This is a genomic window from Weissella uvarum (genome assembly GCF_016908785.1).
In the GTDB taxonomy this organism is placed as follows: domain Bacteria; phylum Bacillota; class Bacilli; order Lactobacillales; family Lactobacillaceae; genus Weissella; species Weissella uvarum.
Genome location: NZ_JAFBEO010000001.1, coordinates 256752 through 271050 on the forward strand (window position 1 = coordinate 256752; position 14299 = coordinate 271050).

Annotated in this window: 10 protein-coding genes; 1 reads left to right on the forward strand and 9 read right to left on the reverse strand. The window is 38.3% G+C overall.

Annotated features, from left to right (window positions below; translation table 11 throughout):
- Positions 1 to 341: 341 nt before the first annotated feature.
- From JOC36_RS01250 to JOC36_RS01260, 3 genes are all read right to left on the reverse strand, one after another.
- Complete coding sequence (locus tag JOC36_RS01250) at positions 342 to 2942, reverse strand: ABC transporter permease (protein WP_205144691.1); 2601 nt, start codon at positions 2940 to 2942, stop codon at positions 342 to 344.
- A 3-nt stretch (positions 2943 to 2945) separates the two neighbouring features.
- On the reverse strand, positions 2946 to 3659 hold the full coding sequence (locus JOC36_RS01255) for an ABC transporter ATP-binding protein (protein ID WP_205144692.1): 714 nt from the start codon (positions 3657 to 3659) through the stop codon (positions 2946 to 2948).
- 284 nt (positions 3660 to 3943) lie between these two features.
- The gene (locus tag JOC36_RS01260) at positions 3944 to 5224 is read right to left on the reverse strand and encodes a glycoside hydrolase family 32 protein (protein ID WP_239517488.1); all 1281 of its coding nucleotides are present in this window, start codon (positions 5222 to 5224) and stop codon (positions 3944 to 3946) included.
- 148 nt (positions 5225 to 5372) lie between these two features.
- Here JOC36_RS01260 and JOC36_RS01265 point away from each other — a divergent pair, with 148 nt between their 5' ends.
- Entirely contained in the window at positions 5373 to 6335 is a 963-nt protein-coding gene (locus JOC36_RS01265; RefSeq protein WP_205144693.1) for a LacI family DNA-binding transcriptional regulator, read from the forward strand.
- 34 nt (positions 6336 to 6369) lie between these two features.
- Here JOC36_RS01265 and JOC36_RS01270 read toward each other — a convergent pair whose 3' ends face one another.
- From JOC36_RS01270 to JOC36_RS08660, 6 genes are all read right to left on the reverse strand, one after another.
- Positions 6370 to 8340: a PTS sucrose transporter subunit IIABC gene (locus JOC36_RS01270; RefSeq protein ID WP_205144694.1), complete on the reverse strand. Its 1971-nt coding sequence runs from the start codon at positions 8338 to 8340 to the stop codon at positions 6370 to 6372.
- Positions 8340 to 10019: an alpha-glucosidase gene (locus tag JOC36_RS01275; protein ID WP_205144695.1), complete on the reverse strand. Its 1680-nt coding sequence runs from the start codon at positions 10017 to 10019 to the stop codon at positions 8340 to 8342. The genes JOC36_RS01270 and JOC36_RS01275 overlap by 1 nt, the downstream gene beginning before the upstream one ends.
- Positions 10020 to 10180: 161 nt before the next feature.
- Positions 10181 to 11092 (reverse strand): aldo/keto reductase, encoded by a 912-nt coding sequence (locus tag JOC36_RS01280; protein WP_205144696.1) that lies wholly within the window; start codon positions 11090 to 11092, stop codon positions 10181 to 10183.
- Positions 11093 to 11206: 114 nt separating this feature from the next.
- Positions 11207 to 12934: a DUF262 domain-containing protein gene (locus tag JOC36_RS01285; RefSeq protein WP_205144697.1), complete on the reverse strand. Its 1728-nt coding sequence runs from the start codon at positions 12932 to 12934 to the stop codon at positions 11207 to 11209.
- 55 nt (positions 12935 to 12989) lie between these two features.
- Complete coding sequence (locus JOC36_RS01290) at positions 12990 to 14144, reverse strand: phospholipase D-like domain-containing protein (RefSeq protein WP_239517489.1); 1155 nt, start codon at positions 14142 to 14144, stop codon at positions 12990 to 12992.
- Positions 14128 to 14292: a hypothetical protein gene (locus tag JOC36_RS08660; RefSeq protein ID WP_239517490.1), complete on the reverse strand. Its 165-nt coding sequence runs from the start codon at positions 14290 to 14292 to the stop codon at positions 14128 to 14130. The genes JOC36_RS01290 and JOC36_RS08660 overlap by 17 nt, the downstream gene beginning before the upstream one ends.
- Between the last annotated feature and the right edge of the window lie 7 nt (positions 14293 to 14299).

Consider the following 14299-nt stretch of genomic DNA (forward strand, 5'->3'; position numbering starts at 1 on the left):
ATTATAAAGGAAAATAAGAAAAATGTCATATATAAATAATGATTTTATCAGCTTTTTTTACAAATTTACGCCAATTCGTAGCATCTCAGCGGGCAAATAAAAAAGCTTGCTTTGTAAAAAGCAAGCCAGATGGTCGGAGTGTGTATGAACCTAGTGGGTAGCTAGGTTGGGTTTTCCAAAACCACCATGTATGGGGTGTGCTTAGCTGTATAACTAAGTACAATATGTATTATATCATTTGTATTATGCAAATGTATGCCCATTTTTTTGAAAAATGTTCAAAAAAAAAGTACGTTAGCCTGACTAGCCAGGTTAACGTACTTATATTATAAAAAATTAATTTACTTTAACGCTTCTAGCATATCAACCCGATTAATCTTACGGGCCATTAGCCACATCACGACTAAGGCAAAGATTACAATCATCAAAGTTGAAATACCAAGATTTAGCCATGAAACACCTGGTGCACTCAATACATTTTCTGGCATAACCACCTTCATTAAGTAGGCGTGCACGGCATAACCGAAGGCAAATCCAAGTAGAATCCCAACAGCAGTCAATACAGCTGTCTCACGATAAATGTAATTAAGGACTTCCTTAGGATAGAAGCCTAACACCTTCAAAGTTGAAAGTTCCTTCATCCGTTCTGACACATTGATATTCGTCAAGGTAAACAAGACGGTAAAGGCCAACAAAGCAGCTGCCACAATAATCACGAAGACAACTTGGTTCAAACTATCTAAGACCAAATTGATGTCATTACGAATTGAACTTGATTGCGTAGCACTAACTGCTGCATCTTGCTTGTTCAACTTTGTCGTCATCGCATGCATCTTCTTTGATGATGCATTCTTCAAACGAATCAAACTTGCATTGGCATCTGCCTGATCATCAAAGACCTTTTGATAATACGTCTTATTCATCACAATCGTGTGCCCTGCATACATTTCCGCAATGGCGCCAATTTTAACCTTGTGCTTTGAACCATCTGTATTATTGACCGTCATCGTGTCGCCAACCTTCAGCTTTTCAATTTTGGCCAACTTCTCGCTAACAATGGCTTCATTATCCTTCAACTTAAGCTTGTCCTTAGTCTTGTAATCACGCAGAGTCATGTACTCATTGAAATCACTGATTTTTTCAGGGACCAACAACTGGATTGGTTGCTTTTCTTGCAAGCCCTTCACCGTCGCTGTTAAGTTATCTGTATGGACGTCGGTTGAGCCCTTAACATTCTTATCATCATTAATTGCTTGATGATAATCATCACGTTCTTGTTTAGAAGCATCCGGATTATAAACACCTGTGACATCATAATGCACTAATTGATTATATTGAAGTGGCACAATCTTATCCAAAGAATCACGGATTCCAAAGCCAGTAATCAATAACGCAATACTTCCGGCCACACCCAAAATCGTCATCCACATGCGTAACTTATAACGGAAAATATTACGGATTGTCACCTTGTTAAAGAATGACAACTTTGACCAAAGCCAAGTCCAACGTTCCAATAGGATACGTTGCCCATTAGCTGGTGGCTTAGGTAACATTTGCGTAGCGGCTTGTTCACGCATATCGTGATAAGTTGTCCGCACAGCTGGGAAAACCGTACTTAGGAGCGCCAAACCATATGAAATTAGAATTGGCCACCATGCAATATTTGTTACCACGGCACCGGTAAAGAAGTTGGAACCAAAGGCTTCGAAAATACGCTTAGGTAATACAACCAACCCAACGATGGCGCCTAAGGCTGTTCCAGTTGTAGCAACTAACACACTATAAATAATAAATTCACGGAGCGCTTGCATGTGTGAATAACCAAGCGCGCGCAACGTCCCAACTTCAGTCCGCTTAACATCGGCCATTCGTTGCATGGTTACGAAACTAACCATCAAAGCAACCGCCAAGAAGAAAATTGGGAATGTATTTGATAACTCATGGACACGATCCGCATCACTACCAAATTCACTATAACCCGTACTATAACTTTGACGCGTCTCTGACGTGTACTTCAATTGATCAATGCCATTCTTAGCATCCTTAGCTTCAGCTAACTTGGCATCAACCTTTTGCAAAGCTGCTTTGGCTTGACTAGCCATTGGTGTACCTTGGGCTGCTTGAACAGCTTGCTTAGCTTCTTTTTGCTTGCTTTCGGCTTGCTTAATCTTGGCATCAGCTTCCTTACGCTTATCGGCTTGCTTTTCTGATGAAAGGCCGCGTAATGTCTTTTGCAATTTTTCATTGTCACGACGTGCTTGATACTCATACTTATCTGAGTAAGCAGCGCCATGGACATTATTGAAGCTAACTTGCACGATATTTGGCTTACCGGTGAAGGCAGCGTTAGTCATTACACCAAAGCCATTAATTTCACCATCACCCATCTTAGTGTTAGCAAGATTATGCTTCTTCATGTATTGCGCTGAACGAACGAAACCAGTCACCTTATAAGTTTGGCCATTCAAAGTCCCAAGCTTTTTATTATGGTTATCGCCCAACTTGATGGTGTCACCAATCTTATAATCGCCCTTTAACTGTTCGCCCAAAGCAATTTCATTTTGCTGCTTAGGCAAGTGTCCCGAGATGACTTCCATCTTACTCAAGCTCTTAGGCTTTGAAATCAATTGAACTGCCGTCTGCTTACCATCAATTTTTGCATCGGTTTGATAAGCATATTCAGCCTTCTTCACATAGCTTTGTTTTTCGATTTCATTCTTTTCATGCTTACTAAAGCCATCAGAGGTTGGGTTAGTAATCTTGGCATCAGCTAGCTTTTGTTTCGTATACCCTTCCCGCACGGTATTGCGCATATCAGGACTAGTTGCTTTTAGTCCAACGAACACGAAAACTGCCAAAGCAATCAATGCTGTGATTGACCAGAAACGACCTTGTGAGCTTTTAATCTCACGCCAAATATTTGTATTTAATCTACTCTTCATGGTTTACCACTCCAAATCCTTGACGGGAGTTGGGTTGTCATTACGGGTATCTGACTTTACCTTACCGTCAAAAATCTCAATGACGTGATCCGCCATTGGCTTAATCATCCCATTGTGTGTCACGATAATAGCGTTCTTACCAGACTCGCGCACATAGTCTTGGAACATTTGTAGGACTTGCTTACCTGTGTTGTAGTCCAAGGCCCCAGTTGGCTCATCGGCCAGCAACAAACCTGGATTCTTGGCCATTGCCCGCGCAATTGAGACACGTTGTTGTTCTCCACCAGACATTTGCGCAGGGAAGTTATCCTTACGCTTATCCAAGCTAACCTTTTCCAACGCTTCGACCGCATCCATTGGGTGTTCCACCAATTGTGACGCCATTTCAACGTTTTCTTGCGCAGTAAGGTTCTCAATCAAATTGTAGAATTGGAAGACGAACCCAACTTCCGTCCGACGATAAGTCGTACGCTCGCGTTCGTTATATTCGGAAATGTTTGTGCCATCCACAATCACCTTTCCATGGGTATTAAAATCCATACCACCAAGAATGTTCAACAAGGTTGACTTACCAGCCCCTGAAGCCCCAACGATAATCGTTAGTTCACCACGATTAATATCAAAACTGATATCATCGTTGGCACGAACTTCACTTTCCTTGCCTTCATTATAAATCTTAGAACTATTCTGAACTTGAATGTACTTATCCTGTGTCATTTTGAGTTTGTCCCTCACTTCTGTATATTACATAGGTTTCCACTTGATTATAGCGAATAAGTAATTTAGTCACAATGTCTAGACCGCTTTAATGAACACTTTATGAAAAGATGTTCAGTGAATTGGTGGCCGTGCTTAATTTCAGATGTTGTTGTGGAGTAGTTTGCGTGTATTCAGCAGGCCGTTTTGAATCGTATGAAAAAAGACATTTCTCACTTGAGAAATGTCTTTGATATTGATTTACTTATCAGGTACCCTTAGCGAATAAACTAGTATGCCCAACTTTAGAAATAGCGTGCCGTCATAACCTGTTTGCCATCATCTGTAAACACTTCGATAATGTCATGATCCACAATCATTAGTATATTATCATGTTGTCCAATAGCTACCCGTTCTTCTACAATATTATTATCCCACTGTCTTCTCGATAATATTAAACTTTGACCTAATCGTTCCAAAGTCATATCCATTCCAAAATGAAGTTTCCAATTATCTTGCGTATTAATCAAATACTGGCCTACACCCAAACTTTGCATATCAGTTACATTTTTAATCTCCTTAACTTCTAAGATTTCTGGAATAGCTGTCTGAATTAACTCATCATCAATAATATGTAACTCTCTTGGTACAGTTAATACATGTGCCCAATTTTTTGATTCAATAGTTGGTAATGTCTGCTCTCGTTCTGGAGGCATAATACCAGCCCATCCCCACATAATTTGACGGCCATTTTCTAATTGCATCGTCTGTGGCGCATAAAACTCAAACCCTTGATCAAGTTCCTTAAAATTTGTTTCAGCTTCAAAATGTGCCGTTTCTTCATTGAACTTACCAACCACATAACCCGTATTGTAGATATTTTCATAGCGGTGATTGGCCTGATCAGCTGCTAATCCTTGTGGTGAAAAGATCAATACATCCTTGCCGTCTACCTTAATTAAATTAGGACACTCTAGCATATAGCCACGAACATTTTGTAATTCTCCTTCAATCAATGAACCTCTAAATCTCCATTTTAAAAAATCTGTCGATTCGTAAATAATGATGTCACCAATATTATTATTTGGTCGTGCTCCTAAGATTAGGTAATAATGTCCATTCTTACCTTGCCAGACCATTGGATCTCGCACATCCTTTGTATATCCAGTTGGGTGATCAAATATTGATCCTAACTTTTTAAAATCGATACCATCTTCACTTGCTGCTAACATTTGGGTCGAAGCAATGCTTTTACCGTTTTCGTCACGACGATTTCCTGTATAAAACAAATATAATTTCTCATCTTTAACAAAGGCAGACCCAGAATAAACTCCCCCAGCATCTTCCATTTCTGATGGCGCTAACGCCGCATCAAGGCGCACCCAATGTTTCAAATCGTCCGAAATAAAATGTCCCCAGTATTTTTGACTATGGTCACATTCATTTGGATTCCATTGATAAAAAACATGATATTTGCCTTTAAAGTATACAAGGCCATTTGGATCATTCAATAGCCCTCGTTCAGGATAAAGATGATACTGTTCATATTGCTTTTGTGTGCTGTCATTCAGTACTAACGTCATCATTAAGCCAATCCTAACTCATTTATTTCAATTAAAACAGAACCGGTTCCATCTTTGCTTTTTTCTATTGTATCCGCTTACAATAAAAAGTGCAAGTCCTCTAAGATCACCTGTCCGCAAATTAACATTCAAATATGATAGGATATTTAATATGGAAAATAAAACAACAATTAACGATATTGCTCAAGCTGCCGGCGTTGCAAAAAGCACTGTCTCTCGTTATTTAAATGGTGGTTCTGTCAGTGAAAAAACACGTCAAAAGATTGACAACATTATTGAAACAACAAATTATACTCCCAACACATTTGCCCAAAGCCTCAAGTTAAAAAACAATCACACCGTCGGCGTCATTGTGCCTCGATTAGATTCACATGCCCAAACTGAAATGTTACGTGGCCTTGACGCTGAGAATGTTAATGACACATTCTTAATCGTTAACACATATCAAGACTCAGAACGTGAATTACTCGAAATTCGTAAAATGCTGACTCGCAACGTCCGCGGGCTAATCATTCTCACTGCTAATATGACTTCAGAAATTAAAGCAACATTGTTAGATAGCAATTTACCTGTTGTCATTCAAGGTCAAGATGAACCCGAATTCAACCGTGTTGTTATGGATGACTATAACTCAGGATTGATGGTTGGGCATTATGCTAAACAATTTACGCCGCAAGCACCTTTAATTTTGACAATTCCTGAAAGACAAGATTGGGCAATTGGTCATGAACGTTTTGAAGGAATCATTTCTCAATTGGACTCTAAAAACGTAACAACTGTTGAAACTGATTTTACAATGGAAAGCTCCAAACAAGTAGCCCTAGCATTAATGCAAAATCACTCCTTTGATTTCATTATTGGCGCAACCGACCGTATTGCGATTGGTGCATTGCAAGCAGGTCTAGCTACCAATCAACATGCTAAATATATCGGCTTTGGTAAGTCTGATTTAAGCACCACGGTCACACCAAATTTAACCAGTTTCGAATATGATTTTTTCGAAACCGGCAAGCAACTTTATCAACTGTTTAACGATGTTTGTGAACACCCCCAACAAGCAATAAAGAAAATTTCCATTCAAGGCCAACTTGTAGAACGTGATTCAACTAAATAAACCCGTAACGCTTAAAACGTTACGGGTTTATTTTTTAAATTGATGATGATTGTGCGTTTTCTTCGTATACTGTCCGTTGTACCGTCAAGATAATATCTTGTGCCGCAACCGGCGTATCTTGTGTCCGTTCAATATCATCATAGGCATCTGAATTCGTTACCAAAATCAAAATATCTGAATTCAAGCCCTCGTCTTTAACTTGATCGAGATTAACCGTACCCAAAACATCTCCAGCTTTAACAGTTTGATTTGATTTCACAAGGGTTTCAAATCCCTTTCCCTTTAAATTGACGGTATCAATTCCGATATGAACTAATATTTCCATTCCATCTTCTGTTACCAAACCATATGCGTGCCCGGTATCTGCAACCAATGAAACTTGTCCATTCTGTGGTGCTAAAATATTAATTTTACCTGCATCAGTAGGCTCAATTGCTAAGCCCTTTCCCATCATGCCTGAACTAAAGACTGGATCAGGCACCTCATCTAATGGGACAATATTTCCTGCTACAGGGGCATATAAACTATTATCTTTGACATCTGTTTGTACCAAAACATTCTTAGGTGCATCAGAGCGCTCATCAGCATCATCTGCTGCCAATACTTCCTTTGGCATTGCAAAGAGATTAGTTAAGACAAATGCAACCGCGATTGTGGCGATAGATACAATGAAATAGATAATTAACATGCGGCCATTATAGATATACATCAAGTATGAAGGTAATACCGCCAAGCCATAGGTGTTGGCTTTAACCTTAAAGATACTTAATACTGCAGCACCAAGACCTGAAGTGAACACAGTCACTAATAGCGGCTTAAGATTATATCGAATCAAAACACCAAACAAGGTTGGCTCACTAACACCAAAGATTTGTGACATAAAGCCACCGGTAGCGTTCGCTTTAGCATTGTCATTACGTGCACGTAGCATCATGGCCAGTGCAACCCCCAAGTTAGCGAAACCGTACATCGCTTCCAATGTAATCAATGGGTTAAATCCAGTATTAGCAAGCAATGATGTTTCTACCATAATCATCGTATGATGTACACCAAGCAAAACCATTAATGGATACAAAGCACCAATGATGAAACCACCTATTCCAAAAGGAATATGAATAACAGCTTCAACACCTGAAACCATTTGCAATTCAATCATGTGCATAATCGGTCCAACACCCAAAATCATAATTGCAAACGTTACTAACATCGTAAAGAAAGGTGTGAAAATCTGTTCAATAACATCTGGCATATGCTTTCTAAAGAACAGTTCCAGCTTAGCTCCAATAATACCAGCAACCATCGCAGTCAAAACTGAACCTTGCGCACCAACAACGGGGATCACCCCAAATAGTTCTAATGCTTTAGCAGATCCATCAGCAACGGCATAAGCATTCGGTAGAATTGGTGAGACTAACATCAATCCAATTACCATTCCAATAATTGGTGTCCCCTTAAAATATCGGAATGTCGACCAGACAATCAAAGCTGGCAAAAACGCAAAAACGGTATCAGTCAGAACTGAAGTCAACTGTTGTACGGTCTGTGGAATATCCGAGGTGCTAGCACCAATCAAAGCCAGCACATTTTCATTAAAGAGCATGCTCTTTAGTCCCAAGAACAATCCTGTTGCTGCAATAACTGGCACAATCGGAACAAATATTCCAGATAACATAGCCATGAGACGCTTTACCCAGCCTTGATTTTCAGCTGTTTCTGGTTCGTCCTCATTATCATCTTTTCCATAAATTGTATTTACAACATTTAAATTCTCGATTGCTTCATAAACTTTATTAACAGTTCCCGTCCCAATAATGACTTGATATTGGCCTGAACCATCAAAAACTCCCTTTACATCAGGTAAAGCTTCAATTTTTTTATCGTCAACTTGTTTACGATCTTTCAAAACAAAACGTAAGCGTGTTTGACAATGTGTCACGCTAATTACATTATCTGCCCCAATTAGGTCAATTAACTGTTTTGCCTCATTTGTATAATCTTTTGCCATCATTCACACTCCATCACGATTGCTTGATATGGTTGTAATTCATTCTTATTTGTTAAAGCTTTAGACCAATTATTCAAACGAACCTGTCCCTCAGTATTTGACATTTTCTGGACCTGATTCGATAAATTAATAAGGATTTTCACCTTTTGATTTTGATAAATCCGTTGATAAGAAATCACTTCATCAGGCGTGTTCACATCGCCAATAAATTCCCCATAGGTTAAACAAAGGGCCAAGTCAGAATTGTAATGCAAATCAATCATTTCTTTGTAAAAGTTCAATGTACTGTTTGCATCGCTTTGTTGATCAGCAACATTAAATTCTGGGGCATTACCTGCTACCGCTAGCCAAGGCGTTCCAGTTGTAAAACCAACTTTAGGCGTGGCGTTCCATTGCATTGGTGTCCGCGCATTATCTCTTGAACGTCGGTTAACTGCTGCTAAGGCTGATTGTTCATCCCATCCTTCTTCAAGTGCTCGCCGATAGTTATTCCAAGTTGATATATCGTTAAATTCATCAATTTTGCTTCTTTCAGCATTCAACATGCCAATTTCTTGCCCCTGATAAATGAACGGTGTCCCACGTAGGAAGAAATATAGGGTTGCCAATGCGGTAGCGCCATAATGATTACGCCAGGCTGGGTCTTTAATGAACTTAGACGCCGAACGCGGTTGGTCATGATTTTCCAAAAAATTAGCACTCCAACCCACTTTTTGAATCTCAGTTTGGCTTTTAAAAATCCGATCGCGCCATTCATCAATTGTCCAATCACGTTGTTTGTACATCTCTGACCCAGAATAGATATCAATGTCAGCATATTTGAAGTCAAAAATCATCGAAAAATAGCCATCTTGTCCAATAAATTGGTCATATTCTTCGTATGGCACACCTGATGCTTCTCCAATCGTGACTGCATTAAATGGTTTGAATGTCTTTTCATTCAACTCTTTTAAGAACACCTCGATGCCTGGTTGATTTTCAGTCATGCGTTTTACTTTACCAAGGCCATCATTCCCATCAGGTGAAATATCTTCGAAAGATTGATTCTTTTTTATAAATGTAATTGCGTCAACCCGGAAACCGGCGATTCCTTTTTCAAGCCACCAATTAACCATGTCATAAATCTCTTCACGAACTGCCGGATTCTCCCAATTTAAATCAGGTTGTTGCGGTGAAAAAACATGGTGATACCATTCTCCTGTTTCAGGAACTTGCGTCCAAGAAGAAGCTTGACCGAAATTAGAACGCCAATTTGTTGGTGGTTCAGATTCATCAACTCCACGACCAGGCTTGAAAATATAGTAATCATGGTACTTAGAACTCGGATCAGCAATCGCCTTTTTAAACCATTCATGTTGATCAGAAGTGTGATTCACAACCAAATCTAGAATGACTTTGATGCCATGTTGTTTTGCTTCGACAATAAATTTTTCTAAGTCTTCCAACGTGCCAAACATCGGATTGACATCTCGGTAATCAGAAACGTCATATCCGTTATCCACCATTGGAGACTTATAAATTGGTGAAAGCCAAATCATCGTAATTCCTAAATCTTCTAAATAATTCAATTTCTGGGTAATACCCGGAATATCACCAATTCCATCTCCATTCGAATCTTTAAAGGACATTGGATAAATCTGATAAATAACTTCGTCTTTCCACCACTGCTTATTTTCCATAAAGTCAACTCCCAATCATTTCGGAACCGGTTCCAATTAGCTATGTTTTAATTGTAAACGCTTACAACAATCTATGCAAGTCTTTCTTCTAGGAAACCGTTCAATTAATCTTTACACAACTAAAAAGACTCTCCATTGAGGAGAGCCTTTTCATAATTACTTTACTTGTCATAGTCAGCAGGAGAATCATCCCACTTATCGACTGATCCTGTATCAACTCCGCCATTTGGCTCATACCAACCGAAGTCCTGATACCAGATACTTGCTTTATTTTCATCCAAATCATTGATTGCTTGAACTTCATCATCACTCAAACTGAAATCAAAGATGTCGGAATTTTGCGCAATGCGCTCTGGATGGGCTGACTTAGGAATCGTTACAATTCCGCGTTGCCAATCCCAACGAATAATTACTTGTGCCGTTGACTTATTATGGGCATCAGCAATCTTTTGAATCGTTGGATTATTCAAAGCTGCTCCACCACCAAGTGGTGACCATGCTTCTAATTGAATACCTTGCTCCTGAGCGAAATTCAAGATTTCCTTTTCTTGTTGCAAAGGATTGAATTCCATTTGGTTAATCACAGGCTTTACTTCAGCGTGATCCAACAAATTTTGCAAACGCTCTACATCAAAGTTAGAAACACCAATAGCGCGAACCTTACCATCATGATAAAGCTTCTCCATAGCCTTCCAAGTATCGAGATACTTGCCATCAACTGGCCAGTGAATCAATAACAAGTCAACATAATCTAGTTGAAGACGCTTCAAGCTACCTTCAAATTTATCCAAGGTACTTTGGTAACCTTGGTCACCATTGAAAACTTTCGTCGTAATGAACAAATCCTTACGGTCAAGGCCGGTCTTTTCTAACCCTTCACGGATTCCCTCACCAACACCGGTTTCATTTCCATATTGTTTAGCTGTATCAATTAAGCGGTAACCTTGTTGAATCGCTGAACTAACTGATTCCTTAGCATTAGTGTTGTTTGTCTTCCAAACACCTAAACCAAGCCGTGGCATCTCAACACCATTATTCAAACGTACTGTTGTTTCAAGACTTTCTTCAACCATGTGATACCTCCAATGTGTAAAACTAAGTTGCTAGGTGCTATATGAATTAATTCATATAACATCACTTCTTACTTCCATAATGTAAGTATAACACTTGAACTAACTTAGTCAAAATTAACAGATCGTTACAGCACGTTCTGCAATTTCTTCTGTTCTTTGGTCAATGGTGTGCGCATTCCATTCAGAATATTCGCACAAATCTTTTGCCTGCTTTAAACCAGACAAACGATATTGTTCTTTCTTTTGTTCGAAATTATGATTTTTAATGCTTGTATTCTTTTTTGAATCTAATAGTACTAGGTTACCTAAAGCCCACAAATGTTCATTAAACGTTGCGTCTTCAGTAGAACTGAATCCCCAAGTTTCAATATTTTCTGGCTTTTGTGGCATGATATGCTCAATGTGAACATCCTTATTACCATTGACTGTCTTAGTTAAATCATCTAAATGCTCAAATTTGCGTAGGATGAATCGTGCAATTTCTAAACTTCCCTCTGCATTGAACTTTAACAGAGCTTCTTTAAAGTCTTCATCCGGAATCTTAGCTGCAGCTAAGTCTTCAAGCGCCTTAACAATTGAATCATCATCTTGTAATGAAACTGCTAACTGTGCAAATGACTTCTCGTACTTATTTGCAACCTCATTTGCAATGATGACATTTCTAAACATTAATGCAACGATAGCATTTAAAACTGTAGCCATTTGTTCATTGGTAGCATCCATCAATTCAAGTGCAAACAAAATTGGCAGATATGATTTAAGATTTAATGACCTTAAATCGTGCAAAGCATTTTGTACATGCTCATCTCGATACTCAAGTAAATCTGAATCTGCGCCAGTTGCCGCCATATATGCAGGTGCTACTTTTTTGATTCCATCTAAGAAATCAAAAACATCCCCAGCACTTTTGACTTCTTTACTTACCTTAGGATACAACGAACGTTTCGTTGCAAACTTCATGTTTGTCGCATTCCAATAATAACGAATGATTTCTGTCGTATCATCATTTTCTATGACACTCTGGATTTCGTCCCATTTTTCAGCAATTGCATTAGTTTCCGCACCACTAACTTTCCCAAAGAAATCTGTCTTAATTAGATCACCTGGGTTTAAATCTTTTCCAGTTCCATTTAAGTTTTGGAAAATTTGATATCCTGTTGTCAAATCATTTGATTCAATCTCAACAACAAAGAAATTATTCAATAATGTATCCGTTAAATTCGCAACTCGTTGTGCTTTCGCATTATCATTAGGATAAATAGGTGTTTCATCATATTGAACTGCATTCAAATCATTGGTTAACCAATCCACAATCATATTGTATGCTTGCGCAATTGCATTACGCGGTGGCTTTCTTCCTTCTTTACGGGTTAGCGGTAATTTTTCAAAAACTAATTTAGGCTTTTGAATTTCATCTCTGAAGTATCCTCCAATCTCGCCACGTTGTTGTAGCTTGTAAGTTGAACCATTTCTTGAAGATTCTCGTCCGATATAATCGTGATTGATTTCCTCACAAAGTTCATTTGCATCTTCACCAGCCGTTTCTCGAATAGAATTTAAGTAATTACGTACGGCTGCTAAGAAAATCGTTATTGTTGTTAAACGTTGTTGTCCATCAATAACTTGCGCTTTTTTATGTTCTTCTTTGGCAACAACAATAGTCCAAAAAAAATAATTTTTTTCCTTCTTTTCAGAGTTTGATGAATACTCTTCAACAAGATCTTCTAAAAATTGACTAATTTGGTCATTCCCCCATGCATAACCACGTTGATAATCTGGAATTTCTGCAGACAACGCCCGCAAGTATTCTTTTAAAGTTAAATCTCTAGTTTGTATTGCCATTAGTTCTCCCATACCTACTCATAAAATTACGAACTTAATTCAGAATATAATTTACTTATTCACCTTCCGTTTGTGTTTCATTATTCATAAAACGCTCAAAAGAACCATATTGAGCAAAGTCGATCCAGACCTCTTTGAGATTATTAGGATCCTCATGCCACAATTTAACACTATCAAATCCCATTTTTTCCAGCAAATCCATCGTTACAATCTCTTGTGCTGGCTCATTGTAAATTTCTCTTTGTGGATTGTTAATTCCCAATGCATTCAGGATCCACATGCCTAATATACTCTGTGGATTAGTCTGCAAAGACTTAAAGCCCTGCTGTGCAAATATTGCTTCAAAAACTTGTCCATCAGGCATATGTAAATTAATTGCATAACTACTATTACCACCTGATTTGTAGCTAGCATAATCTGACATATCAATATTTGGATCCACCCAATGTGGCTCCTTTTTCCAGACTTCAAATGGAATTGGAATATAGGCTTCACCTGCTGGCCTTGGTTTCTCACTACCCTTATTCTTTGGTAATGCATTAAATGCATTTAAACCACTGCTTGCATGCACCGTTTTATCTCTGTATGAATATAATGGTAAATATAGATAATCTCGCTTAGACTCTTCTCCAGTTGTAAAGGAAACACTAGTCTCAGTATTCGTTCCAAAGGCCTCGTCCATAAAAACAAACGGATCTTTTAACATATTAACTGGTATGGTTTCTAAAAGTTTTGTATCATCAAGATTTGGCGAAAAATACATCCAAATTTGGCTATCACCAAAAGTATATTTATATTGTTTTACCCCGTCATTAAAGGTAAAAGAACTTTTGGTATATTTTTCCGGTTTAAGATTATCTAAGTCTACTTTGGGATAAGATGTTTCATATAACTTTAAAACTCCTTCATCACGTGTAACATAGTGATAAATATTATTTTTTTCATTCAAGCCTAATCGCTTGTAGTCAGCATCTAACTTATCATTTTTGATGTTAGAGATTTTATATGCAAGGTCTAATTGTTTATCTTTATCTATGTAAGGTGCTATTTCATCTTTGTAACTTTTTAATTGCATTACCTTCTGAAACGAAGGTGCAGAGCTCAGCCACGTCTTTATTCCAATTCCAACCCTATCGTTACCAAATTCCGAGACGATATCATGTGGCGTATTACCAATATCAGCTGTCTCCGATTCAAAACTTTTTTGCAAAAACTGTTTCTTGAAATTTAGAATCTATATATGGGGCACCAGTCTCTGAGGACTTTTGATTAAACATTGGTGACAATGCAGCCGTCATTTTCAAGTACTTAATATATTCATTCCTTTGTTGCTCAGTATACCTTTCCCAAACTGTCATTCTCTAT

Excerpts from the sequence above, each read along its gene's own strand:
- JOC36_RS01270 (WP_205144694.1), bottom strand. The coding sequence starts at position 8,340 with ATGGCAAAAGATTATACAAATGAGGCAAAACAGTTAATTGACCTAATT.
- JOC36_RS01255 (WP_205144692.1), bottom strand. The coding sequence starts at position 3,659 with ATGACACAGGATAAGTACATTCAAGTTCAGAATAGTTCTAAGATTTAT.
- JOC36_RS01260 (WP_239517488.1), bottom strand. The coding sequence starts at position 5,224 with ATGATGACGTTAGTACTGAATGACAGCACACAAAAGCAATATGAACAG.
- JOC36_RS01250 (WP_205144691.1), bottom strand. The coding sequence starts at position 2,942 with ATGAAGAGTAGATTAAATACAAATATTTGGCGTGAGATTAAAAGCTCA.
- JOC36_RS01280 (WP_205144696.1), bottom strand. The coding sequence starts at position 11,092 with ATGGTTGAAGAAAGTCTTGAAACAACAGTACGTTTGAATAATGGTGTT.
- JOC36_RS01275 (WP_205144695.1), bottom strand. The coding sequence starts at position 10,019 with ATGGAAAATAAGCAGTGGTGGAAAGACGAAGTTATTTATCAGATTTAT.
- JOC36_RS08660 (WP_239517490.1), bottom strand. The coding sequence starts at position 14,292 with ATGACAGTTTGGGAAAGGTATACTGAGCAACAAAGGAATGAATATATT.
- JOC36_RS01285 (WP_205144697.1), bottom strand. The coding sequence starts at position 12,934 with ATGGCAATACAAACTAGAGATTTAACTTTAAAAGAATACTTGCGGGCG.
- JOC36_RS01265 (WP_205144693.1), top strand. The coding sequence starts at position 5,373 with ATGGAAAATAAAACAACAATTAACGATATTGCTCAAGCTGCCGGCGTT.